We start from the raw sequence: 24,673 nt of genomic DNA, 5'->3' as shown, positions 1-24,673 counted from the left end.
CGCGGAGTATGGATCCGGGCTCAGCCCTTTGGGCTGCCCCGGAATGACGATGAGGAGAGAGCGGGGGCCAAAGCCGGGGCTAGCTCACCCCAGGCTGCGCAGCACCTCTTCGACGACCTTGCGCTGCTCGGGCGAGAGCGGGGCCTGCGGCGGCACGGGATCGCCGACGTCGTAGCCCTGGATCGACAGGCCGGCCTTGATGCAGGCCGCGAGGTTGAAGCGGGCGAAGGCCTCGTTGACGCGCCACAGCTTCTTCTGCAGCAGCATCGCATCGTCCCAGCAGGACGCCTTGCACAGATTGTAGAGCGCGACGCTCTGGCGCGGGATGATGCAGGCCGGCCCGGCCATCCAGCCCTTGCCGCCGATCAGCATCACCGCGGCCGGAATGTGTGAGGACGCCGCGAACACCTTGATGGCGTCGCCGCAGCGATTGATGATCGACAACAGCCGGCCGGTGTTGGTCGAAGCGTCCTTGATGTAGTTGATGCGCGGATGCTCGGCGAGGCGCGCGATGACGTCGAGCGACAGGTCGGAACGCTGGAACTGGGGATTGGTGTAGATGACGACGGGAACGTCGACGGCATCGGCAATCGCCCGGAAATATGCCTCGATACCGGCGTCGTTGACCGGGAAATAGGCTTCGAGCACCGCCAGGATGCCGGTTGCGCCGCGCTTCTGGTAAGCCTTGGCCTGCGCCACCGCGTCAGCAATCGTAGTCGAGGCCACGCCTGCGATCACGGGAACGCGGCCCTGGGCAGCATCGATGGTTGTCTCCACGACGGTCATGCGCTGGGCACGATCGAGATAGGCGAACTCGCCGGTGGAGCCGAGCGGCGTCAGGCCGTGCACACCGGCAAGGATCAGATCGTCGCAAAGACGCCCCAGCACCTCCGTACGGATCGTTCCATCCGCGCCGATCGGCGAGGCCAGGTAGGGAAAGACACCATGAAATTCAGTCATGCGGCCGGTATAGCGGCCGGGTCGCTGGTTCCGCAAGGCGGCCGCCGAAGCGAGAGGCGCCCTTCTCAGGCCCGGCCTGTTGCCCGCAGCGACATCTGCCTCAGGGACCTGACACCAGCGGACAAGAGCCGGTGTGTAGCAGCGCCACACTGCCGCGATGGAATGCGGGGTGTTGCCGCAAACCGAGCTGCCAATCAGCTCACGTTAAATCCGGCTTCAAACTTTCTCTCCACCATAGGTGCATGTCCCGCGGCGGAGGCGGTCAGAGGGCAGCGATTCAATCTGGGATTGCGCGCACCGTGGCGAAGAAGGACGAGCGCGATGACCTCAAACACGGCAAAAATGGCTACGAACTTCGCCATTTTCAGTCATTTTTCCGCCGGATTGACCAACCATCATGCGAAGCGGAAAGAGTTAGTACGAGTGCTCCAGCGTAAATTCGCCGTAGGAATTTCGATCGGAGACGAGGGAAGCCTGCAGCGAGAACGACGATGAAGACGCTTTACGATTTACTCGGAGCTCTTCCGGACGATGACGCTGACGATATCCGGGCGGCCTTCCGCAAAGCGGTCAAAGAGAGCCACCCCGACGTCAATCCCGGCGATCCGGATGCCGCGCTGCGGTTTCGACAGATCATCCGCGCCAACGACATTCTCGGCGACAAGGAGCAGCGCACGGCCTATGACCGGCTGCTCGGCGCCGCGCAGGACGAGCATCAGCAGGATTCCAAGCTGGCCGTCGTCGCCAAGGTCCACAAGGTCGCGTCCGGCGTAATGGCGCTGGCCGGTGCGTCCGCCGTGGCGCTAACCGGCTACCTGCTGTTCACCCACATGTCGTCGGCTTCCGTCGCGCCGCTCAAGCCGATCGTGGTTGCGACCAACAAGGTCAAGCCGAACGAGGTTCCCGCCAAACCGATCGATAGCGCCACCGACGCGGCGACGACCGGCGATGCGGCCGCGAATTCCGGCGGCGAGACGGCTGCCAGCGCAACGGTCGGCAGCGCATCGGGCAGCAATGCCTCGGTATCCGATCCGCTTCCGCTACGCGTCAGCAAGATCGACACGGTCTATTCTGCCGAGCAGGAGCGTGCGCCCTGCGCGGCAGGCGCGACCGCGCCATGCACGGCGGATACAATGCTCGCCGGGGGTACGGCTTCGAACGAGGCCCAGGCCCATCACGATCGCGGCATGGCCGCGTTCCAGAAGGGCGACTTCGCGGCGGCGCTGGCCGATCTCGACGCGGCGATCCAGCTCGATCCCCGCTACCATGAGGCCTATATCGACCGCGGCATCGTGTTCTATCGCATGCGCAAGTTCGACCGCGCCTTTGCCGACGTCGCGGCCGCAAAGCGCATCGAGAAGACGAACCGCGCCGTACTCGACGCGATGGCGAAGCGTCAGCCGCTGCGGCCGCTGAAGCTCGAGCCGCCAAAGTCCGACATCAAGGCGGAGACGCCGAAGGCAGAGGCACCGAAAGTGGCGGCGGCGGCGCCGATGCCCTCGCGGATGTCGACGGCGACGCCGGTCTATCCAACCACCGACCCCAGCCGCGCCCCCTGAGCGATTGACGAAGATTTAAGGTAACTCCGAACCTTCGTCGCGCGAATCGTTCGCGCCCATCAACTGTTAGGAAAGGTGTCCCATGGTGTTCCCATGGGACATGGGCTGCTTTCCAGATTCATCCATCCGAACCCGGCGATCCGGCGCGAGCTCGTCGATCTGCTGTACACGTCTCTGCCGCAGGTCATGTCGATCAACGCGGCCGCCATCACCGGCTCGGTCACGCTTGCGGTCCTGCACGGCGATCCCGGCTACATCGCGATCACGTTCGCGATCATCGTCAACGCCATCGGTCGCGTGGTCAGCCTGCTGCGCTACAAACAATATGCGGGACGCCTGTCCGATCGCGACGTGATCCTCTGGGAGAAAGTCTACGCCGCGGGCGCCGCCGCCTTCGGCCTTGCGCTTGGCGCTCTCACCTTCCGCGCGTTCCAGCTCAACGATGCTCCGGGCGCATGGATCGCCTTCGGCCTGTCGATGTCCTATTGCGTCGGCATGGTGTCGCGCGCGGCGATCCGCCCGTGGGTCGTGCTGACGACAACCGCCGTGCTGCTCGCCCCGACGCTCATCGCCGGGTTGATGCGCCCGGAGCTGCCCTATCAGCTCGGGGCCGTCCTGCTGGTGCTGTTCTGGTTCTCGATCCGCGAAGCCTCGCGCCATCTCAGCACCGCGTTCATCGAGCGGCTCGAGGCCAAGCACGCGCTGGCCCGCCAGGCCAACCATGATTTCCTGACCGACCTGCCCAACCGGGCGGCCTTCCTGGCTGCGCTCGAACGCACGACCCGGACTGTCGCGATCATTGCCATCGATCTCGACGGCTTCAAGCCCGTCAACGACCGCCATGGCCACCACGCCGGCGACGACCTGCTGCGTCAGGTCGCAGCCCGGCTATCGAGCTGTGTCGGCCAGGGCGGTCTCGCCGCGCGCTTCGGCGGCGATGAGTTCATGCTGCTGAAGCCGGTGACGGGCGGCGCGGACGGACGCGACGAGGCGCTGGCGCTGGCGCGCGAAGCAATCCGCTCGCTGTCGATGCCATTCCTGCTGTCCGACATCCCCGTGGTGATCGGCGCCAGCGCCGGCCTGCTGGTGAACGACCGGCCGCTCACGGACGAGTCCATGGACGAGGTGCTGCGCCAGGTCGACAGCGCGCTCTATGCCGCCAAGCGCGCCGGGGGCGGCTGCTGTACCTGGGCCGAGGCCGCGGACGGCGCATTGCGGCAGGCGGGCTGACGCGCGGCCTTCGATCTCAGGCGACGATCACCTCGTGCAGCAGCGCGTCGATCTCGCCGGCGTCGAGCTCACCTTCGAGTCCGATCAGCACGAGCTGGGCCGTGAGGCCATCGGCGGGCGACACCGGCGACGGCGCCAAGGTGCCGCGCGTCGCCACCGACTGAAACAGGATCGGCTGTCCCGGATGGTCGGTGAACAGCAGGATGCCCTTGATGCGCAGGGTGCGCGGCGCGAGCTTTCCGATCACCTGCTGGAAGCGGGCCAGCGACAGCGGAGCACGGGAGGTCCAGGTGAGGGTTGCGAAAGGTTGCGACATCGTCGGCACCTGCTTGGGCAGCTCTCGCGGCGCGCGAATGTCGCGGCTGAACAGCAGGTCCGGCGCGACGACGCCATGCGCGATCTCGAAGATCGCCGATTGCGGCTTGGTGCCGCCGACGACGGCGCGGGCCGCATCGAGCGCGGCGCGGTCGAGCAGATCGGCCTTGGTCAGCAGCACGAAATCCGCGGCCCGTAACTGCGAGCGCCACAGCACATCCTGTTCGATCTCGGGATCATCGCGCAGCCGCTGCGGGTCGACCAAGGTGACGACGGTCTCGAGCGGCGCCACCTTGAAGATCACGGGATCCATCAGGCTGCGGATGATTTCGGCGGGATCGGAAATGCCCGATGTCTCGATCGCAATCGCGTCGGGTGCCGGATCGCGCTTGATGACGGAGGACAGCGTGCGCAGCAGGTCGCCCTGCAGCGAGCAGCAAATGCAGCCGTTCTTGAGGCTGATCACCTCCTCGGTGACGGTGCCGAGCAATTGCGCGTCGATATCGACCGCGCCGAAGTCGTTGACAACAGCGGCGATGCGCCGTCCGTCCGGATTGGCGAGCAGATGATTGAGCAGGGTCGTCTTGCCGGCACCGAGCGATCCGGCGACCAGCAGGACCGGGACGATCATGACAGGACCGGACGGCGTACCGCCTGCCCCGGCCGGACGTCGCGAACGAGCTCGCCATCGGTGATGACGGCGCGGCCATTGACGAGCAGATGCCGTACGCCCTCGGACGGCCGGTTCATGTTGAGGAAGTCGGCGCGGTCGCGCAGGCTGGCGAGATCGAGCACGGCGATGTCGGCGTCGCAGCCGGCCTGCAGCCGTCCCTTCTTGCGCATCGCGGGCGTCGACGGTTCCAGAATCCGGGCCGGGATCAGCGTGCACTTGGCGAGGCCCTCCATCAGCGGCACCGCCTTGCGGTCCAGCACCCATTCGCGCAGGAATTTCGTGAACGTCGCCGATGAGCGCGGATGCGACACCGCGTCATCCGGCAGCGGCCAGGCGTCGCCGGTGTAGTCCGTGCCGTTGGACAGGATCCACGGCATCGCATCGGAGGCGATGGCGCCGCCCGGAAACAGCACGGAGACGTCGAGCAGGTCGCGGTGGCGCTGGTTGACGGCGACATCGAGGAAATGGATCAGCACCAATGCGCCGGGATCGTCCTGCTGCCGCGCCAGCAATTCGTCACGGCTGCCGAGCCGATGGCGCTCGGCGACCATCTCGATTGCGTCATAGCCGGTACCCATGCGCTGGCAGAACGCGGGATCGGCGAAGAAGCCGGCGCCGACCACGGTCGAGCCGGTGCCGTAGGGATAGGCTTCGGTCGTGACCTTCAGGCCTTGCTTCTGCGCGGTCTGCACCAGCTCGGCGCAGCGCTCGACATCCTGCAGGCTGGTGCTGTTGAAATGGCAGATGTGCATGTGGGCGCCGGTCGAGCCGGCCAGCCCGATCAGCCGCGTGTAGGCATCGACTGAGCTGCGCGGATCGACGTTCGACATATAGGCGATGTGCGTGTAGGTCGGCACGTCGTGCTTGGCCGCCAGGCTGCACAGCTCCGACAGCTCCTTCATGCCGGTGCCGGGCGCGTAGGCGTTCGGGAAGGCAATGCCGAGACCGCCCTGCTCCAGACCCTGCCGCGTGCGCTCGACGATCTCGGCGGTCTCGGCAGCCGTGGCGACCTCCTCGACCCAACGCTTGTCGCGCATCGCCTCGCCCATGCCGGCGATGTTGGACGCGGTCTGCTGCGTCGTCATCGTCGCGATCCGCGCGAACACCCAGCCCGACGCTGCGCCGTAGTTCAGAAGGCGGCCGATCGCCGCCTGCTCGTCATACCAGCGCGCCACCGGCATCACGCCGATCTCGAGCTCGAGCGTGGTGGTGACGCCGTCGAAGGCCTGCATGCGGTCGGCCGGCAACGACTGGCCATGCGCGTGCAGATCGATGAAGCCGGGCACGACGGCGAGGCCGGCCGCATCGACCACCTGATCGGCGGCCCCGCCGACATCGCCCACGGCAGCGATCGCGCCATCCTTGATGGCGACATCGGCCGTGGCGTCGAGCTTCGTTTCCGGGTCGAGCACGCGACCGCCGCGAATGATCAGATCGTAGTGAGGCATGAAATCAGCTGGGCTCGCGAGGTGGAACTGCGCCCAGGCCTAACACAGATGCGCGGCGATGAGAACGCGGCGGGAGAGATCGATGCTCTCCGAGCCATGCGTGGCGCACTTATCAGTTCGTCGAGCTGGGGCGCCGCTCTTCCCCTTGCGCAAGGGATCGGGCAGGATTGCGAAAGACGACCTCTCGGCATCCGCCGTTCGACAGAGGAGACCCGAATGGCTTCGCACATACGGCGCATCGCCGACTTCACCTGCGAGAAGCAGCCGGCGACGGGCTCGCGCGGCATGGTGGTGACCAATCATCCGCTCGCCTCCAGCGCCGGTGCCGAGATGCTGATGCGTGACGGCAACGCGATCGATGCCGCGGTCGCCGCGCTGTTCGCGCTGACGGTGGTCGAGCCGATGATGGTCGGCATTCTCGGCGGCGGGCTGTCGCACATCCGCCTTGCGGATGGACGGCACATCGTGCTCGACGGATTGAGCACCGCGCCGCGGCGCGCCACGCCAGGAATGTATGATCCGGTCTCCGACGAGATCACGCTGGCGCGCGAGACCCGCGGCCGCCGCAACGTCGCAGGCGCGCTCGCGGTCGCCGTGCCCGGCGCGCTGAAGGGATGGTGCGAGGCCCTGTCGCGCTTCGGCCGGCTGCCGCTGGCCGAAGTGATGGCGCCGGCGATCCGGCTCGCTGAGCACGGCTTCATCGCCAGTCCCTATCTCAACGATTGCGTGCGGCTGGTCGCGGACGACCTCGCGCGCGATCCGCATCTGTCGACGCTGTTCGTGCCGGGCGGCGAGCCCGTCAGTCCAGGCACGCGCGTGATCCAGACCGACTATGCGGCATCGCTGCGGCTGATCGCGGAGCAAGGACCGGACGCTCTCTATGGCGGGCCGCTCGGGATCGCGCTGGCCGACTACATGGCCGACAATGGCGGGCTGATCGATGCGAGCGACCTCGCCGCCTACAAGGTGATCGAACGCGCGCCGATCCGCGGCCACTATCGCGGCCATGAGATCATCGGCCCGCCGCCGCCCTCCTCCAGCGGCGTGCACATCGTGCAGATGCTGAACATCCTCGAGGGCTTCGACGTCGGCGGGCTCGGCTTCGGTTCGGCCGATGGCGTGCACGTGCTTGCCGAAGCCTTGAAGATCGCCTTTGCCGACCGGGCGGTCGCCACCGCCGATCCCGCTTTCGTCGACGTGCCAGTCGAGCGGCTGACGTCGAAGGCCTATGCCGCGCAGCGGCGGGCGCAGATCGACATGAGCCGGGCCCGGAGCTTCGGCCCGGGCCTTGCGCCGACGGAGTCCGCCAACACCACCCATGTCACGGTCGCCGATGCCGAGGGCAACGTCGTCGCGGCGACCCAGACCATCAACGGCCTGTTCGGCGCCTGCGTACAGATCCCGGGCACCGGCATGACCGCCAACAACTACATGTACAATTTCGATCCGCATCCGGGCCGCGCGCTGTCGATCCAGCCGGGCAAGCGCGTCTTCACCTCGATGGCGCCGATGATGGCGCTTCGCGACGGCCGCTTGCGCTATGCGCTCGGCCTTCCCGGCGGCCTGCGCATCTTTCCCTCGGCCTTCCAGGCGCTGGTCAACCTGATCGACCACGGCATGTCGCTGCAGGAGGCCGTCGAGGCGCCGCGGCTCTGGACGCAGGGCGGCGTGCTCGAGCTCGAGCCGGCGTTTCCCGACCATGTGGCGCGGGAGCTCGCCGCACGCGGGCACGAGATCAAGCGCGAGCCGGTCGTGGCCGGCGGCATGAACGCGATCGCGTTCGGCGACGACGGCACGCTGACAGGAGCCGCGTGCTGGCGCGCCGACGGCACCCCGATCGCGATCTCCGGCGGGCGCGCCCGCGCCGGGCTTCGCTTCGCCATCGCGTGAGCTCTACAGGCGCTCTCGCATCATCCGCGCGATCGCCTCGCCGATCACGACGGTGGTGAAATGCGTGTTGGCGCGGCAATCGGACGGCATGATCGAGGCATCGGCGACGCGCAGGCCGGCAATGCCCTTCACGCGGCCGTCCGGATCGACCACGCCGTCGCCATCGTCGAATCCGCTCATGCGGCAGCTCCCCGCCGCATGCTGGATGTCGCCGGTGACCTGCCGCAGCAGCGCATCGAGCTCGGCCTCGGGCAGCGCAGCCGCCTGCGGCAGCGTGAACTCCGTATCGCCGAGGCGAATCCAGTCGGCGATGTCGCGCAGCGCCGGCTGCACCGTGATCACGGCCAGCCGCTTCACCGCGTCCCGCATTCGCGCCACGTCGCGCGGATCGGCCAGCATGTTCTCCTCGACGATCGGATCCACGCTCGGATCGGTCGAGGCGAGCCTGAGCGTACCGCGCGAGAAGGCGTTGAACAGTCCGGCGCCGATCGCGCCGGGCACGCCGATGCCCCGATGGTTGAACGCGATCAGGATCATGTCGCGCTTGCCGCCGCCGGCGAGGCCCGACGAGTAGGTGACGCAGCAATTGGTATGGCGCGTGTCGCGGTCGGTCGGACGCAGCGCCTCGCGGAGCTGGATGGTGGTGCGGAACAGCGGATGATCGAAGAAGTGCCGGCCGACCGGAAGATCACGCACGACCGCAATTCCCATCGCCAGCAGATCGGTCGCAGGGCCGATACCCGAGCGCAGCAGGATCGCGGGGCTGTGGATCGCGCCGGCACACAGCACGACCTCGCGCGCCGCGACGTTTTTCACGCCTTCACCTTCGACGTGGACGCGCACGCCGGTCGCCCTGCCGTCGCTGATCAGCAGCCGATCGACCAGCGCCCGTCCGCGGATCTCGAGGTTCGGACGGCCGCGGGCCGGCTCGAGATAGCCCTCATTGGTGGAAATACGGCGGCCGGCGCGGCTGTTGATCGGATAGCAGGCAACACCCTCGCCATCGGGCCCGTTGAGATCGTCGCACCAGCGATAGCCGCTCGCCAGCGCGGCATCGCGCAAGCCACGATCGATCGGGCCCCATGTGTCAGGCGGTGCGCGAGTGACTGGAAGCGGGCCGCCGCGACCGTGCCCCTCGCGATCACCGAATGCGAGATCGTCCTCGATCACCGCGAACAGCGGCATGATGTCCTTGGCCGACCATCCCGTGCAGCCATTGGCCGCCCATTCATCGAATGCATCGGCCACGCCGCGGATCGCGATCTGGCCGTTCATCATCGAGCTGCCGCCCAGCCCCTTTCCGCGCCAGTAGAAGCGCATGTCCTGCCCGGCGACGCGGCGGGACATCAACTCCGGCCACTGCCATTTCTCCTGGAAGGCGCGATCGTGGATGATCGGAATCGGGTTCGGCGTCACGATCTCCCACGGCGCGTCGTCCGCGCGCCAGTCCGCGCCGGCTTCGAGCAGCAGGACCCGCGTCCGGGGGTCTTCGGACAGGCGCGCAGCGACGACCGCTCCCGCGGAGCCGCCGCCGACCACAATGACGTCATACATGGACTGAATTCTCGCTTGTTCTCAGGCACCGCAACCATGACGGCCAGCTTGCGCTGCCGAGAGCGATCCGTGAAGCCCTTGAAAACTCAGGCCGTCAGCATGCCGACGCAGAGCTGCGGCGCATCCTCGGCAACGAGACAGGAGGCGACGGCGATCACCTCGCGCGCCGATTTCCAGGCGCCGCCGCCACCTGCCGGGCCATTGGTGTAGAGCGTCTCGACCTCGTTGCCGATACGAATCGCCTCCGCCATCGTCTCGGTCCGCCCGGCGACGCGAACGCGCACCTCGTAGGGCTCGGTACCCTGTGCGCGATCGTCGCCATGCAGCGCATTCAACCCGATCAGGTCGCAGCGCAGCTCGTTCACCGCCACGCCGGTGAGCGCGAGGCGCTCCCTGACGACATCGAGCGCAAGGCGGCCGCGCGTGACCGCGCCAGGGCCGGCATAGGAGATCTGACCCTCGCCGACATAGGAATCGAGATAGCCGACCGAGGTCTTCAGCAGTCCCGTCTTCGGCCGGCCGCGACCGCCGACCACCCTGACCCGGTCCGGACCAAGCTCCTCGACGGTCACCTGCGAGAAATCCGCCACGACGTCGGGTTGGAAATATTGCACGGGATCGTGGATCTCATAGAGCAGTTGCTCCTTCACGGTCGCCGGCGTGACGCAGCCGCCGGAGCCCGCGACCTTGGTCACGATCAGTTCGCCATCCTCGCGCACCTCGCCGATCGGAAAGCCGAGCCGGGCGAGATCGGGAACATCCTTCGCTCCGGGATCGGCGAAATAGCCGCCGGTGATCTGTCCAGCGCATTCGAGCAGATGACCGACGACGGTGCCCTGCCCGAGCCGGTCCCAATCATCCAGGGCCCAGCCGAACTCGTGGATCAAAGGTCCGAGAAAGAGCGCTGGGTCGGCGGCGCGCCCGGTGATCACGACATCCGCGCCGGCCGCGAGCGCCTCCGCGATCGCGCCCGCCCCGACATAGGCGTTGGCCGAGACGACCCGATTGCCGAGGGCCCGGATCGTGTCGCCGGTGTCGAGCATGACATCCGCTGTCTTCAACGGCTCCAGAACATCGTCGCCGGTCACGGCCGCGATCTTCAGCCCCTTCAGTCCAAGCCGGCGCGCGATGGTGCGGGTGGCTTCGGCCGCGGCGACCGGATTGGCCGCCCCCATGTTGGTGATGATACGGACCTTGTTGGCGCGGCAGATCGGCAGCACGGCCTGCATGCGCGCCGCCAGCAGCGGATCATAGCCGGCGGCCGGATCCTTCATGCGCGCCTGCTGCGCCAGCGCGATCGTGCGCTCCGCCAGGCACTCGAACACGAGATAGTCCAGGCCGCCCTTCGCCGCGAGCTCCACCGCAGGCTCGATCCGGTCACCGGAATAGCCCGCTCCGGCGCCGATCCTGATGCTCCGCATCGGCCGCTCCTCCTGACATCGTGCGCCGTTCGTCGGCTTCTGCCGGTTACATTAGCGGCCGCGGTCCGAGCTTGCCAGCGTCCGCGTGGAACGGTCAGGCTGCCATCGTGCTGCTAGTCCGCGAGCGCCAGCGTCGGCGCCTCGCTGCTCGCCGTGCATGCGACGGCAACGGCCATGTGCTCGTCGGCCCAGCACCAACGCTGGCCGCCGGCACGCTTGGCCGCATAGAGCGCGCGATCGGCCTGGTCGAGCAGCGCCTCGGTGTCCGCCTGCCGATCCTCGGTGACCAGGATGCCGGCGCTGGCGCCGATCTGAACGCGCGTTCCAGCCAGCGTGAAGGGTTGCGACAGCGCCGTCACCGCCGCTTGCGCGAACGCGAGAGCGGCGTCACGTCCCACCGCAGGCAGCAGCAGCATGAATTCGTCGCCGCCGAACCGCGCCGCCAGGCCCGTTTCGCCGAGGCAATCCTGCAGACGTGCGCCGACCTGGCACAGCAGCTCGTCACCGGCCTGATGGCCGAACCGGTCGTTGACGAGCTTGAAGCCATCGAGATCGACCGCGATGATGGCGACGGGGCGATCGCACCGGCCGAGCGCGGCGATGAACGCGGCGCGGTTCGGCAGGCCGGTGAGGAAATCGCGCAGCGCCTGCCGCGCCAAGGCCTGCTGCGCCGTGATCCGCTCGGTGAAGGCGGCCGTGAGTCGATACGACGTGCCGCGCAGCGTGATCCAGAACAGCACCACCATGCCGGCGCCCATCCGGTACACCGGCTCGGGCTGCATCAGGCAGGCCACCACGGTCGGAATCAGCAGCACCGCCGAGGAGGTCATGACGATCCATGGGCTGACCCGCGATACGATGCCGACGCAGAAGGCCATCGACAGGCCGAAGCACATCCAGATGCCCGGCCCGTCGCCGATCTGAAACGCGCGTGCCGACAACGCACCGACGGCCAGACCGAAGGCGGCGGCGCCGAGGCCGTAGAGGCGTTCCCAGCGAATGATCGCATCGTGATCGAGCCGATCGAAGCGCGCGGCGAACATCCGTAGCTTGAGAACACGAAGGGCGCCGATCACCAGCAGCACCACCGTGATCGCGGCGTAGCCCGGATCGCGCGCAACCCAGGCCATCACGCTGCCGATCACGACGGCGGCGGCCGAGATCGTCCCGACCAGCGGCATCGAGCTGTACAGCAGATGCGCGAGATCGCGACGAATGTCCGGGTCCAATCGATGCATCGCAATTCCAGTTCGCAAACGCGCGCACTCTCGTACCCGCGCCTTAACGAAATCTCGCTGCACCCGCGAAGGGCTGCCATGCGCCGCGGATGCTTAAGAGATCCTCACCGCGACGATGACAATGCAAGTGGATACAATGCGAATGATGGTGCGCGCACGCGCGCATGAGCGATGCAGGGCCGGGATCAGCTCGCCCAATTGTCTCGGAATTCGCCGAACAGCGTGATGCCGCCGCATGCATAGATCGTCTGTCCGGTGATGTAGCTCGCTTCGGACGAGGCGAGAAAGGCGAACACGCCGGCGATCTCTTCCGGGCTCGCCACCCGCCCCATCGGAATGTGGGACTCGACCGCCGCGCGCTTGGCCGGGTCCCCGGTCCAGGCCGCGTTGATCGGCGTGTCGACGGCGCCCGGCCCGACCGAATTGACGCGGATGCCGCGCCCGGCGAATTCGAGCGCCAGGGTCCGCGTGAGGCCCGCCATCGCGCTCTTGCTGATCGAATAAGCGAGATAGCCGGGCTTCGGAATGATCTGGTGCACGCTTGAGGTGTTGATGATGTTGCCGCCGCCGCGCGTGACGAAATGCGCCAGCGCGTGACGCGCGCAGAGCACGGCACCGTTGAGGTTGACCTCGAGGATCTTGCGATACGTGTCGACGTCGAGCGCCTCGCTGGGCGATTCCCGCTGAAAGCCGGCATTGTTGACCAGGCAGTCGAGCCGGGGCCAGCGCTTCAGCACCGTCTCGAACATCTCGGCGATCTCGGCCTCGACGCCGATGTCGGCCTTCACGGCAACGTGATCGCGCGAGCGGTGACCATGCGCGGCAGAGGCGGCCTGCACCAGCGCCAGGGTTTCGTCGCCGGACGGCGACGGGCCGCCGAAATTGATCGCGACATGCGCACCCTCCTCGGCAAACCGCACCGCGATCGCGCGGCCGATGCCTTGCGTTGCGCCCGTCACCAGCGCGTAGTGTCCGACGAGACGCGACGCCCGTTCGGCTGGTTGGTCAGATGGCTCCATGTCTCGACTCCGTGAAAATGATCTCGCCTCGGCGCGCTGCGATGACTCGCGTTCGGATGACAAGGCTATCAGGAGTCTGGTATCGCTCCACTCCGTATCCGTCGTTGCGCACGCAGGCGTGAGACGTCATGTATCTCGGCATCGATCTTGGAACATCCGCGGTCAAGACGATCATCGTCGATGACACGCAGCGCGTCGTTGCGAGCCGCAGCCACGCCTTGACGATGGACGTGCCGCGACCGGGCCGGGCCGAGCAGGACCCCGCCGCATGGATCGGCGCGGTATTCGCCACGCTCGATGCGCTGAAGGCGGATCATCCCGGCGCGTTGGCGGCGGTGGACGCCATCGGCCTGTCGGGCCAGATGCATGGCCCGGTGCTGCTCGATGCCGCGATGAATCCGTTGCGGCCCTGCATTCTCTGGAACGACGGCCGGTCGGAGCGCGAATGCGCTGCGCTGGAGCAGCGCTGGCCCGCCTTGCGCACGATCACCGGCAACAAGGCGATGCCCGGCTTCGCCGCGCCGAAGCTGATGTGGATCGCGGCGCACGAGCCCGAGATCTTCGCGGCCACGCGGCTGGTTCTGCTGCCGAAGGCCTATGTCCGGCTGGTGCTGACGGGCGATGCGATCGAGGACATGTCCGATGCGTCCGGCTCGCTCTGGCTCGATGTCACCAGGCGCGACTGGTGCGACGAGGGCCTCGCCGCCACCGGCCTCACCCGTGCGCAGATGCCGCGCCTCGTCGAAGGCTGCGCGCCGGCAGGCCGGTTGCGCAGCAACCTCGCGGAACGCTGGGGCATGACGAAGCGTCCGGCCTTCGCGGGCGGCGCCGGCGACAACCCGGCCGGCGCCATCGGCATCGGTGCTGTCCGGCCGGGCGCCACATTCATCACGCTCGGCACGTCCGGCGCCGTGATCTCGCCGGTCGACGCCGTCACGGCCAATCCCGAGCGCGTCGTTCACACCTTCTGTCATGCCATCCCGGCGATGTGGCTACAGGCTGGCGCGATGCTGTCGGCGGCCTCATGCCTCGCCTGGGTCGCGCGGCTGCTCGGCGCGAGCGAGACCGAGCTGCTCGCCCCGCTGGGCGCGGGCCCCGCCGCGCCGTCGCCGGTCAGCTTCCTGCCCTATCTCTCGGGCGAGCGCACGCCGCATGACGATCCCCATGTCCGCGGCCTGCTCGACGGCCTGAGCCACGCCACCGACCGCAACGCCATCGTCCAGGCGGTGCTCGAGGGCGTCGCCTTCGCACTGGCCGACTGCCGCGACGCGCTGACGGAAACCGGGCTCGTCATTGCCGAAGCGGATGCGATCGGCGGCGGATCGCGCTCGGACCTTTGGCTGGCGATCCTGGCGAATGTGCTCGGCATTCCCGTTCATCGGCTGGCCGAGGGCGAGACCGGCGCCGCCTTCGGCGCGGCGCGGCTGGCACGTCTTGCCGTCACCGGTGAGGACATCGGCGCGGTCTGCACGCCGCCGGCGCGCGTGCGGACCTTCGCTCCGGACGTCGCGCTGTCGGCAGCCTATGCCGAGCGGCGGCCGCGCTGGCGACAGCTCTATCGTCGGCCGAGCTAACCGGATCTCCGAAAGGCATTCGTCGCGGCGACGTGTTGCGGCGGCGTCTCTTTCATATTGTATTCGGCAACAGCCTCTAGTTTAATGGCTTCCCGCGCCAGCGATCAACGAGCCGCGGACGACGAGACGACGTGCATTGGGAGGCACGATGAGCGGTCCGATCCTCGAGATGCGCGGGGTGTCGAAGTCATTCTTCACCATCAAGGCCCTGCACAAGGTCGACCTCACCGTCTACGCCGGCGAAGTCCATGCGCTGATGGGCGAGAACGGTGCCGGCAAATCCACGCTGATGAAGATTCTCTCCGGCGCCTATCGCCCGGATCCCGGCGGTGAGATCCGCATCGAGGGCCGGCCGGTGCGCATCGAAGGGCCGATGGGCGGCCGCAACGCCGGCATTTCGATCATCTACCAAGAGTTGTCGCTGGCGCCGAACCTGACGGTCGCCGAAAACATCTATCTCGGCCGCGAGCTGTCGCAGAGCGGCCTGCTCGCGCGCAGCACGATGCGCGAGGGCGTCGGACCGATCCTGGACCGGCTCGGCGCCGATTTCACGGCCTCCACCTTGGTGGCCGAGTTGTCGATGGGCCAGCGCCAGCTGGTGGAGATTGCCCGCGCGCTGCATGCACGATCCAAGATCCTGATCATGGACGAGCCGACCACCTCGCTGTCGGCCGGCGAGAGCGAGAAGCTGTTCGCGCTGATCCGCCAGCTCCGCGCCGAAGGGCTCGCCATCATCTACATCTCGCATCGCATGGACGAGGTCTATGCGCTCGGCGACCGCGTCACCGTGCTGCGCGACGGCCGGCTGGTCGGCTCGCTCGACAAGCCGGAGATCCGCGCCGACAGCATCGTCCGCATGATGGTCGGCCGCGACGTGTCGTCGTTCTACAAGAAGGACCACGACCCGCACGCCAAGCGTGATCGCGCGGTGCTCAGCGCCGTCGACCTCGGCGACGGCCATCGCGTCAAGAATTGCTCGTTGACCGTTCATGCCGGCGAGGTGGTCGGCCTCGCCGGGCTGATCGGCGCCGGACGCACCGAGCTCGCGCATCTCATCATCGGAGCCGCGCCGAAGACGACCGGACACATCGAGCTCGACGGTGAGAAAGTCAGCATCGACACGCCGCGCGATGCGCTCGATGCCGGCATCGCCTATCTGACCGAGGACAGGAAGGCGCTCGGGCTGTTCCTCGACATGTCCTGCGCCGACAACATCAACCTCGCCGTGATCGGACGGGACGCGAAGCCCGGCGGCATTCTCGACCGCGACAAGGCGCGCGCACGCGCCGACGAGGCGTTCAGCGCGCTCGGCATCCGCGCTCCCAATCCTGGCGTCACCGTCGGCGGCCTGTCGGGCGGCAATCAGCAGAAGGTGCTGCTGTCCCGCCTGCTTGCGACCGCGCCGAAGGTCCTGATCCTGGACGAGCCGACCCGCGGCGTCGATGTCGGCGCCAAGTCCGAGATCTATTCGATCATCGACAATCTCGCCAAGTCCGGCACCGCGATCCTGGTGATCTCGTCCGATCTGCCGGAGATTCTCGGCATCTGCGACCGCGTGCTGGTGATGCGCGAAGGGCATCTGGCCGGCGAGTTGCAGCAGAGCGCGACATCCCCCATCACCCAGGAAGACATCATGGCGCTGGCCACCGGGACGGAGCACGTCGATGCCTGACAACAGTTCGTCGCAAGCCAAGACCGCGCCTTCATCCGGCCTGCCGTCCGCATCGGACAACAAGCAGCAGCGGCTACGGCTGATGATCCGCGCTGCCGGCATGCTGCCGGTGCTGCTGATCCTCTGCGTCGGCTTCCACATGCTGTCCGACGGACGCTTCTTCTCAGGACAGAATCTCGGCATCGTGCTGCAGCAGGCCGCCGTGAATACCGTGCTCGCCGCCGGCATGACCTTCGTCATCCTGACCGGCGGCATCGATTTGTCGGTCGGCTCGATCCTCGCCGCGGCTGCCATGGCCGGCCTGACACTGTCGAAGATGCCCGATCTCGGCGCACTGTGGCTGCCGGCCGCGGTGCTGACGGGCCTTGCCTTCGGCGTCGTCAATGGCGCGTTGATCGCGCTATTGCGGCTGCCGCCGTTCATCGTGACACTCGGGTCGCTCACGGCGGTGCGCGGTCTCGCCCGCCTGATGGGTGGCGACACCACCGTGTTCAACCCATCGATTCCCTACGCCTTCATCGGCAACGCCTCGCTGACGATCATTCCCGGCGTCGTCTCGATCCCCTGGCTGTCGGTGATCGCGCTGCTGGTGATCCTGGGCTCCTGGCTGATCCTGCGCCGGACCGTGCTCGGCGTGCACATCTATGCCGTCGGCGGCAATGAGAGCGCCGCGCGACTCGCCGGCATCAAGGTCTGGGCGGTGCTGATCTTCGTCTACGGCATGTCCGGCCTGCTCGCCGGCCTCGGCGGCGGCATGCAGGCGGCGCGGCTCTATGCGGCGAACGGTCTGCAGCTCGGCCAGTCCTACGAGCTCGACGCGATCACCGCCGTCATTCTCGGCGGCACGTCGTTCGTCGGCGGCATCGGCTCGATCTGGGGCACGCTGGTCGGCGCGCTCATCATCGCGGTGTTGTCGAACGGGCTCATCTTGGTCGGCGTGTCCGACATCTGGCAATACGTCATCAAGGGCCTCGTGATCATCGGCGCCGTCGCGCTCGACCGCTACCGGCTGCAGGGCTCGGCCCGCACCTGAGACAACATGGCGGGCGCCACCGGGGCCCGCCACAACGCATTCTTCCACGGCCACTGGTCCGCCGTGCGTAGACGAACAGGAAGGACCAGGGAGGAAACACATGGTCAAGTCGATGTTATCAGCCGGTGCCGCGCTGGCGCTCGTGATGAGCTCCGCGCCGTCATCGGCCAAGGAGCTGAAATCGATCGGCGTGTCGCTGGGCTCACTCGGCAACCCGTTCTTCGTCGCGTTGTCGAAGGGCGCCGAGTTCGAGGCCAAGAAGACCAATCCCAACGTCAAGATCACCGCGGTCGGCTTCGAATATGATCTCGGCAAGCAGGTCACCCAGATCGACAATTTCATCGCCGCCGGCGTCGACATGATCCTGCTCAACCCGGGAGATCCCAAGGCGATCGGCCCGGCGATCAAGAAGGCGCAGGCGGCCGGCATCCTCGTCGTTGCGGTCGACACCGCCGCCGAGGGCGCCGATGCCACCGTGACGACCAACAACGTGCAGGCCGGCGAGATCTCGTGCCAGTACATCGTCGACAAACTCGGCGGCAAGGGTGACGTGATCATCGAGAACGGGCCGCAGGTGTCGGCGGTGATCGACCGCGTCAACGGCTGCAAGAGCGTGTTCGCCAAGGCCCCCGGCATCAAGGTTCTCTCCAGCGACCAGGACGGCAAGGGCTCGCGAGAGGGCGGCCTCACGGTGACGCAGGGCTATCTCACCCGCTTCCCGAAGATCGACGCCATCTTTGCCATCAACGATCCGCAGGCGATCGGCACCGATCTCGCTGCGCGTCAGCAGCAGCGCACCGGCATCATCATCACCGCGGTCGACGGCGCCCCCGACATCGAGGCGGCGCTGAAGGATCCGGCCTCGCAGCAGATCCAAGCCTCGGCCTCGCAGGATCCGTTCTTCATGGCCCGCCGCGCCGTGCAGATCGGCGTCGGCCTGCTCAATGGCCAGAAGCCGGCCTCGACGGTCGAGCTGCTGCCCTCCAAGCTGATCACGCGCGACAATGTCGGCGAGTACAAGGGTTGGACCTCGGAGCGGAAGGAATAGAGTTCGATCGTCGACCCGCATCTGATTGAAAGCATCGAGAAGCGCCGCCCTCTCTGGGGCGGCGTTGTGCTTGGAACCACATTCTGTCTCGTCGGCGTGCCCTCAACGACCGATCGCCGCGGACTCGCGCGTCGATGGCAGATGTGGCAATCAACGTTCTCGACGGCGGAATTCAACCTGCGCTGGTGGCATTGGAGCTGGCGGTTCCTCCGGGGATGGCTGCCAAGCTCGACGATCTCGGCCGCGGCCTGGTGCGGGCGCAGGGCCTGTTCCATTCCACAGCAGGAATTCCTCGCCGCGCTCGGCCGCGCATAGGACCGCGCTCAATCAGCGCCCTGTCGCGTTTGCGACAAGACTCCCCTGTTTGTCCCCGCTTTCCGCTGGTCCGGAACTTGCGTGGGCCTGCCTGACGGCATCAATCAGCAGGCGATCCGATGGCTTTCACCGCAGTCTGTCCAACAAGCGCCATGACCGAACGCGGCATGGGCCTGTACCAGGTCGGCAAGAAGAGCGTGCTGCTGCTCTGGCCCCGTGGCGGCGAGCTGAAGGCCTATCGCGGCCGCTGCCCGCATGCCGACGTGCCGCTGGCGGAAGCGACCTTCGACGGCCGGACGATCACCTGCCCGCACCATCAATGGGGCTTCGACGCCACCCATGGCAAGTGCGTCACCCATCTCGTCCGCAATGCGCTGCACGCCTACCCGCTGCAGGTCGAGGGCGATGAGATCCAGGTGGATGTCGGGCCGGTGAAGCCGGCGCGCGCCGCGAGCTGATCGGGCCCAGGCCGGCCGCGGGGCGCTCGACGGTCGCGCGGCAGACACCTGCCCGCACACCGCCGCAGCTATCCCGTTGCCATCAGCCGCTTCATGAACTGGTCGACCTCGCGACGCAGCGTCTCGACCTCACCATGGACCCGCTCGGACGCATTGTTGACCCGCGCCGCGATCCGGCCGGTGTCGGCGGCAGCGCTGCTGATCGCGCCGACATTGGACGCGACCCGTGCCGTGCCGGACGAGGCTTCCTGAACGTTGTGCGCGATGTCTCGCGTCGCCGCCGCCTGCTGGTCGACCGCGGCCGAGATGGCGGAAGCGATCTCGTCGATCTCGGCGATCGTTCGCGCGATCGCCTCGACCGACGCGACCGACGTGGAGGTCGAGTGCTGCATCTCGTTGACCTTGGCGCTGATCTCTTCGGTCGCCTGGGCGGTCTGATCGGCAAGACTCTTGACCTCGGCCGCAACGACGGAAAAACCGCGCCCGGCGTCGCCGGCCCGCGCCGCTTCGATCGACGCATTCAGCGCCAGGAGATTGGTCTGTTCCGCGATCTCGCTGATCAGCTTGACCACGTCGCCGATCCGGACCGCGGCATCGGCAAGTTCGCGGATCTCCCCGCCGGCACGATTGGCCTCGCTGACCGCACGCCCGGCGCTTTCGGTGGAGCGTGAAACCTGCCGGCCAATTTCGGCGATCGAGGACGCGAGCTGATCGGCCGCGCCTGCCGCCGTCTGGACATTGGACGACGCGCGCCCCGAGGCGGCGATCACATCCTCGGTCTGGCGGCTGGTTTCCGTCGCGGCCGTCGCGACGTGGCCGGCATCGGACTCGAGATCCTCCGCCGCACCGACGAGGCTGACGACGATCTGATCGAGTTGGGTGCCGAACTGCCGGGCCAGACCCGCAATGTCGACCACCCGGCGGCCGAGGCTGTCAGTGCCCTGGTTGATGATCGCCGCGGACCGGCGGAATGCGCCAGGCAGGCCTCGCGCCATGATCTTGCGGAAATGCTTGCCGCGGCTGGCATAGTCCATCGACGCCGACGCTTCGCGCACGAAGGCGTCGGTGATGTCGAGCATGTCGTTGATCGATTTCTGCAACAAACCGATGTCGCCGTGCTGGCGCCGGCTCAGCACCCGCGGCTCGAGGTTGCCTTTGGCCGCGCTGTGACACACCATGGCCGCTTCCGCGACCACGGCGGCCGCCAACCGCAGCTGCCACAGGGCAAGGCCGAGCAGCAGCGCGACCGCGATGAGCAGCGCTCCGCCTGCCGCGGGCGGGGTCGCGCCGGCGACGACGAGCCAGGCCAGCGCGCCGAGTGTCAGCAGCGCCGCCGCCGCGATCGCGATCTGCGCCTTAGAGAGAGAGCACGAACTCATCATATTCAACGCCTTGTTGTTTGATCACCGCGACCATCATGTCAAAGCTTGCGCGCAGGCCGTCCTTGGCATTGGCGTGGCGCGCCTCTTCGTCGCACAGCGCCTTGTAGATGGACTTGAGCCGCTCGATCGGCGCACGCTCGGGTCTGCGGCGGTTGGAATGGTAGCCGATGATATTGCCCTGGTCGTCCAGCGTCGGCGTCACATGGGCGAGCACCCAATAATGGCTGCCATCCTTGGCAAGGTTGACGACATAGGCGAAGATCTCGCGCTTGGCCTCCAGCGTGTCCCACAGCAGCTTGAAGACGCAGCGCGGCATCTCGGGATGGCGGATCAGGCTGTGAGGCGCTCCCAGGAGCTCGTCATAGCTATACCTGGCCATGCGAACGAAGACGTCGTTGGCGTAGGTGATGCGTCCCTTGCGGTCGGTCTTCGAGACGATCAGGTCTTCTTCGCCGAGCATCTGCTCGATTCCCGTCGGCTTCACAACGTGGGCCATGGCTGGTCCTCCTTGCGGTCATCACGATGCGGGGCGGACAGACGGGATGTCCCGGCCTTCACGGACGGTCCGGTCGACGCGCTGGCGGAACCGGCGTCGTCCGGCATGCGGCCGGGTGTCGCCGAGACCCCCATCGACCGGCTTTCGTCGGCTCAGGAAAAAGGCTGTCCGCCTCACCGGCCTCAATCTGACGTTAACTGTCAAACATCGCGTTAACCGGGAGGTCCGCCAAACTACAGAGACCGCCCGCGGCAGGGACGGGACGCGCCGGCTCGATGGTCGGCGTTGGGTCTGGACCGCTGGCCGGAGGATCGCATCGGCCGTCGCCTTGTCGGAAGATGTGGCACAAGGACCAGGAGGTGCGTACGTGACGCCACGCAACCTCGTGAGACGCGCACGGACCGGTCGGGGCGCTCATGCCCGACCGGCCCGGCGCCCCCTGCCTCAGAAGAAGCCGAGCTTCTTCGGGCTGTAGCTGACCAGCATGTTCTTGGTCTGCTGGTAGTGGTCGAGCATCACCTTGTGGGTCTCGCGTCCGACGCCGGACTGCTTGTAACCGCCGAACGCCGCATGCGCCGGATAGGCGTGATAGCAGTTGGTCCAGACGCGCCCCGCCTGGATGTTGCGGCCGAAGCGGTAGCAGGTGTTGGCGTCGCGGCTCCACACGCCGGCGCCAAGGCCGTAGAGCGTGTCGTTGGCGATCGCCAGCGCCTCGTCCTCGGTCTTGAAGGTCGTGACCGAGACGACCGGTCCGAAGATCTCCTCCTGGAACACGCGCATCTTGTTGTGTCCCTTGAACACCGTCGGCTTGACGTAATAGCCGCCGGCGAGATCGCCGCCGAGCATGTTGCGCTCGCCACCGATCAGGAGCTGCGCACCCTCGTTCTTGCCGATGTCGATGTAGGACAGGATCTTGGTGAGCTGCTCCGAGGAGGCCTGCGCGCCGATCATGGTGGCGGGATCGAGCGGGCTGCCCTGCACGATCGCGCCGACGCGCTTCAGCGCGCGCTCCATGAAGCGCTCGTAGATCGACTCGTGGATCAGCGCACGGCTCGGGCAGGTGCAGACCTCGCCCTGGTTGAGCGCGAACATCACGAAGCCCTCGATCGCCTTGTCGAGGAAGTCGTCGTCCTCGGCGCAGACGTCCTTGAAGAAGATGTTGGGCGACTTGCCGCCGAGTTCGAGCGTGACCGGGATCAGGTTCTGGGACGCATATTGCATGATCAGCCGCCCCGTCGAGGTCTCGCCGGTGAAGGCGATCTTGGCGATGCGGTTGGAGGAGGCCAGCGGCTTGCCCGCCTCTAAGCCGAAGCCGTTGACGACGTTGAGCACGCCGGGCGGCAGCAGATCGCCGACGATCTCCATCAGCACGAGGATCGAGGCCGGGGTCTGCTCGGCCGGCTTGAGCACGACGCAGTTGCCGGCGGCGAGCGCGGGCGCGAGCTTCCAGGCCGCCATCAGGATCGGGAAATTCCACGGAATGATCTGGCCGACGACGCCGAGCGGCTCGTGGAAGTGATAGGCGATGGTATCGTGGTCGATCTCGGCGATCGAGCCTTCCTGCGCGCGGATCACGCCGGCGAAATAGCGGAAGTGATCGATGGCGAGCGGGATGTCGGCGGCGGTCGTCTCGCGGATCGGCTTGCCATTGTCCCAGGTCTCGGCGAGCGCGAGCTTGTCGAGATTGGCCTCCATGCGGTCGGCGATCCGGTTGAGGACCATCGCGCGCTCGGTGACGCTGGCGCGGGCCCAGCCGTCCTTGGCGGCATGCGCGGCGTCGAGCGCGGCCTCGATGTCGGAGGCATCGGAGCGCGCGATCTGGCACACCGGCTGGCCGGTGATCGGCGAGATGTTGTCGAAGTATTTGCCGGCGTTGGGGGCCTTCCAGGCGCCGCCGATGAAATTGTCGTAACGCGCAGCGAACGGCGGCTTGAACGCCGCATTGACGTCAACCTTGGTCATCTGTCTCTCCCATTCACGCCGATGCACACGGCGTTGGAGACAGGCTCGATCAAACCGACGCAACAGACCAGAGGCCGGAGCGAGCGCGTCCGAGGAAGTGTCGCAGTTCTGCGACATCTTGGCTGCGATTCGACAGCCGCGGCGCGTTCACCGCTCGAGCCCGAGCCGCTTCATCTTCCGGTGCAGGGTGGCGCGCGACATGTCGAGCTCCTTCGCCGCCTTCGAGACGTTGCCGCCGGCGCGCGCCAGCGCGCGCTTCAGAACAGCACGCTCGGCGGCGTCGATGTCGTCGCCCTCGGTGGTTGCGTCCTTGATCAGGTCGCCGGCTGGCACCGGGCGCGCCAGCGCGGACGAAGGAAGGTTGAGCGCACGGCGCGCCGCCCGTGTGGCACCGATGACGAGGTCGTTGCGATCGACTGCCAGCAGCGAGTTGATCTCGCGCTCGCTGTCCGGCGTGAGCACGATGCGGGCGTGCGGAAAGGCCTGGCGGAAATTCTCCGCCTCGATCAGGCGCGCGGCATCCGCGACGGTGGTCGCGATCAGCCGGCTGAAGCCTTCGGTCAGATCGGCACGACAGGAGGAGACGTCGAGCGCGGCCTTGAGCTGACCGTGCTCGTCGAAGATCGGCGCCGTGGTGCAGAACAGGCGCGCGTTGCGCGACAGGTAGTGCTGATCGCGGTCGATGGTCAGCGGCCGCTTCTCGACCAGGCAGGTGCCGATGGCGTTGGTGCCCTCGTGCCGCTCGCTCCACACCGCGCCGGTCCAAAGGCCCCAGGATTCGAAGGTGGCGTCGTCCCCGCGGGCGCCGCGGCGCTCGAGCACGGTGCCGTCGGCATCGGCGAGCAGCACCGAGCAGCCGACGCCCCCAACCGCCAGGAACAGCCGGTCGAGGCTCGCCTGCGCGATCGCGAGCAGCCGCCCGAGCCGCGCGCGCGCGTCCGCGATTTCGGCGGCAGTCAGGCGAGCCGGCAGCTTCGGCGTGGCGGGATCGAGCGCATGGAGATGGCCGGAGCGGCGCCATGATGCCGCGAGCGCCGAGACCGCCGGCGCGCCTCTGTCGGCTCTGCTGTCAGCGTCAGCCTTCGCATCCCCCTTGGCCAAGGCCTCCAGGACGCGATCCGAATGGGCATTCCCGGGCGAACGCCCCATGTCCCTCCTCCCGGCTCTGCCCGCGTTGGCGCGGCTTATTGCTAGACTAGCGCAACTACAGCACCGCGGTTTGACCGGCGTCAAGGAACGCCGACCAGGCTGCAATCCTTCGCTCGCCGCCGGGGCCGCGACCGATGCCTCACTTTCCCCGGACGACTACGGGGGTGTCGCAACACTGCGACACTCCCTCGCCCGAACTGGTCCGTGCGCCCTGAAATGGAGCCGGTGCCTTAAAGCACATTAATCCTCAGCCCGGATGGTTCCCGCACGCGCTTCG

General features: G+C 67.3%; 20 protein-coding genes. 8 read left to right on the top strand and 12 right to left on the bottom strand.

Annotated features, from left to right (window positions below; all coding sequences use genetic code 11):
* Window positions 1-84: 84 nt before the first annotated feature.
* The gene (locus QX048_RS02085) at window positions 85-960 is read right to left on the bottom strand and encodes a dihydrodipicolinate synthase family protein (RefSeq protein ID WP_315752639.1); all 876 of its coding nucleotides are present in this window, start codon (window positions 958-960) and stop codon (window positions 85-87) included.
* A 194-nt stretch (window positions 961-1,154) separates the two neighbouring features.
* Complete coding sequence (locus tag QX048_RS02080) at window positions 1,155-1,322, bottom strand: hypothetical protein (RefSeq protein ID WP_315713955.1); 168 nt, start codon at window positions 1,320-1,322, stop codon at window positions 1,155-1,157.
* A gap of 129 nt (window positions 1,323-1,451) precedes the next feature.
* On the opposite strand from QX048_RS02080, the gene QX048_RS02075 reads away from it, so the two are divergent.
* Complete coding sequence (locus QX048_RS02075) at window positions 1,452-2,519, top strand: J domain-containing protein (protein WP_315752637.1); 1,068 nt, start codon at window positions 1,452-1,454, stop codon at window positions 2,517-2,519.
* A gap of 93 nt (window positions 2,520-2,612) precedes the next feature.
* Complete coding sequence (locus tag QX048_RS02070; protein ID WP_315713953.1) at window positions 2,613-3,749, top strand: GGDEF domain-containing protein; 1,137 nt, start codon at window positions 2,613-2,615, stop codon at window positions 3,747-3,749.
* 16 nt (window positions 3,750-3,765) lie between these two features.
* On the opposite strand, the gene QX048_RS02065 is transcribed toward QX048_RS02070, so the two are convergent.
* Together QX048_RS02065 and QX048_RS02060 are read right to left on the bottom strand one after the other, a co-directional pair.
* Window positions 3,766-4,695 (bottom strand): GTP-binding protein, encoded by a 930-nt coding sequence (locus QX048_RS02065; RefSeq protein ID WP_315826046.1) that lies wholly within the window; start codon window positions 4,693-4,695, stop codon window positions 3,766-3,768.
* The gene (locus QX048_RS02060; RefSeq protein ID WP_315826045.1) at window positions 4,692-6,185 is read right to left on the bottom strand and encodes an amidohydrolase family protein; all 1,494 of its coding nucleotides are present in this window, start codon (window positions 6,183-6,185) and stop codon (window positions 4,692-4,694) included. The genes QX048_RS02065 and QX048_RS02060 overlap by 4 nt, the downstream gene beginning before the upstream one ends.
* 216 nt (window positions 6,186-6,401) lie before the next feature.
* Between QX048_RS02060 and ggt the strand changes: the two genes are divergently transcribed.
* The gene (ggt, locus tag QX048_RS02055; RefSeq protein ID WP_315826044.1) at window positions 6,402-8,075 is read left to right on the top strand and encodes a gamma-glutamyltransferase; all 1,674 of its coding nucleotides are present in this window, start codon (window positions 6,402-6,404) and stop codon (window positions 8,073-8,075) included.
* A 3-nt stretch (window positions 8,076-8,078) separates the two neighbouring features.
* Here ggt and QX048_RS02050 read toward each other — a convergent pair whose 3' ends face one another.
* The 4 genes from QX048_RS02050 to QX048_RS02035 all read right to left on the bottom strand — a co-directional run bounded on the left by QX048_RS02050 (window position 8,079) and on the right by QX048_RS02035 (window position 13,307).
* Window positions 8,079-9,629, bottom strand: coding sequence for a GMC family oxidoreductase (locus QX048_RS02050; protein WP_315826043.1), 1,551 nt, complete (start codon window positions 9,627-9,629; stop codon window positions 8,079-8,081).
* Window positions 9,630-9,715: 86 nt separating this feature from the next.
* Entirely contained in the window at window positions 9,716-11,050 is a 1,335-nt protein-coding gene (locus tag QX048_RS02045) for an acyclic terpene utilization AtuA family protein (RefSeq protein ID WP_315826042.1), read from the bottom strand.
* A 113-nt stretch (window positions 11,051-11,163) separates the two neighbouring features.
* A complete protein-coding gene (locus QX048_RS02040; RefSeq protein WP_315826041.1) occupies window positions 11,164-12,288 on the bottom strand; it encodes a GGDEF domain-containing protein in 1,125 nt (374 codons plus the stop codon).
* Window positions 12,289-12,473: 185 nt separating this feature from the next.
* Window positions 12,474-13,307, bottom strand: coding sequence for a glucose 1-dehydrogenase (locus tag QX048_RS02035; protein ID WP_316200326.1), 834 nt, complete (start codon window positions 13,305-13,307; stop codon window positions 12,474-12,476).
* 128 nt (window positions 13,308-13,435) lie between these two features.
* Between QX048_RS02035 and xylB the strand changes: the two genes are divergently transcribed.
* The 5 genes from xylB (at window position 13,436) to QX048_RS02010 (ending at window position 19,407) form a co-directional block, all read left to right on the top strand.
* Window positions 13,436-14,881 (top strand): xylulokinase, encoded by a 1,446-nt coding sequence (gene xylB / locus QX048_RS02030; protein WP_315826039.1) that lies wholly within the window; start codon window positions 13,436-13,438, stop codon window positions 14,879-14,881.
* A 148-nt stretch (window positions 14,882-15,029) separates the two neighbouring features.
* Window positions 15,030-16,553, top strand: coding sequence for a sugar ABC transporter ATP-binding protein (locus QX048_RS02025; RefSeq protein ID WP_315713944.1), 1,524 nt, complete (start codon window positions 15,030-15,032; stop codon window positions 16,551-16,553).
* Window positions 16,546-17,586, top strand: a complete 1,041-nt coding sequence (locus QX048_RS02020) for an ABC transporter permease subunit (RefSeq protein WP_315713943.1) — start codon at window positions 16,546-16,548, stop codon at window positions 17,584-17,586. Before QX048_RS02025 ends, QX048_RS02020 begins: the two co-directional genes overlap by 8 nt.
* 100 nt (window positions 17,587-17,686) lie before the next feature.
* On the top strand, window positions 17,687-18,634 hold the full coding sequence (locus QX048_RS02015; RefSeq protein ID WP_315713942.1) for an ABC transporter substrate-binding protein: 948 nt from the start codon (window positions 17,687-17,689) through the stop codon (window positions 18,632-18,634).
* 434 nt (window positions 18,635-19,068) lie between these two features.
* A complete protein-coding gene (locus QX048_RS02010; RefSeq protein WP_315826038.1) occupies window positions 19,069-19,407 on the top strand; it encodes a Rieske 2Fe-2S domain-containing protein in 339 nt (112 codons plus the stop codon).
* A gap of 68 nt (window positions 19,408-19,475) precedes the next feature.
* Here the strand turns inward: QX048_RS02010 and QX048_RS02005 are convergent, their stop codons facing one another.
* The 4 genes from QX048_RS02005 to QX048_RS01990 form a co-directional block, all read right to left on the bottom strand.
* A complete protein-coding gene (locus QX048_RS02005; protein ID WP_316200327.1) occupies window positions 19,476-20,786 on the bottom strand; it encodes a methyl-accepting chemotaxis protein in 1,311 nt (436 codons plus the stop codon).
* A complete protein-coding gene (locus tag QX048_RS02000; protein ID WP_315826036.1) occupies window positions 20,764-21,285 on the bottom strand; it encodes a PAS domain-containing protein in 522 nt (173 codons plus the stop codon). The genes QX048_RS02005 and QX048_RS02000 overlap by 23 nt, the downstream gene beginning before the upstream one ends.
* A 444-nt stretch (window positions 21,286-21,729) precedes the next feature.
* Window positions 21,730-23,247, bottom strand: a complete 1,518-nt coding sequence (gene adh / locus QX048_RS01995; protein WP_315713938.1) for an aldehyde dehydrogenase — start codon at window positions 23,245-23,247, stop codon at window positions 21,730-21,732.
* A gap of 147 nt (window positions 23,248-23,394) precedes the next feature.
* Window positions 23,395-24,396: a helix-turn-helix domain-containing protein gene (locus QX048_RS01990; protein WP_315826035.1), complete on the bottom strand. Its 1,002-nt coding sequence runs from the start codon at window positions 24,394-24,396 to the stop codon at window positions 23,395-23,397.
* Between the last annotated feature and the right edge of the window lie 277 nt (window positions 24,397-24,673).

The organism is Bradyrhizobium sp. SZCCHNS30572 (assembly GCF_032484415.1).
Classification (GTDB): Bacteria; Pseudomonadota; Alphaproteobacteria; order Rhizobiales; family Xanthobacteraceae; genus Bradyrhizobium.
Note: the sequence above shows the minus strand (reverse complement) of the source record. Positions and strands in the feature narration are given on the sequence as shown.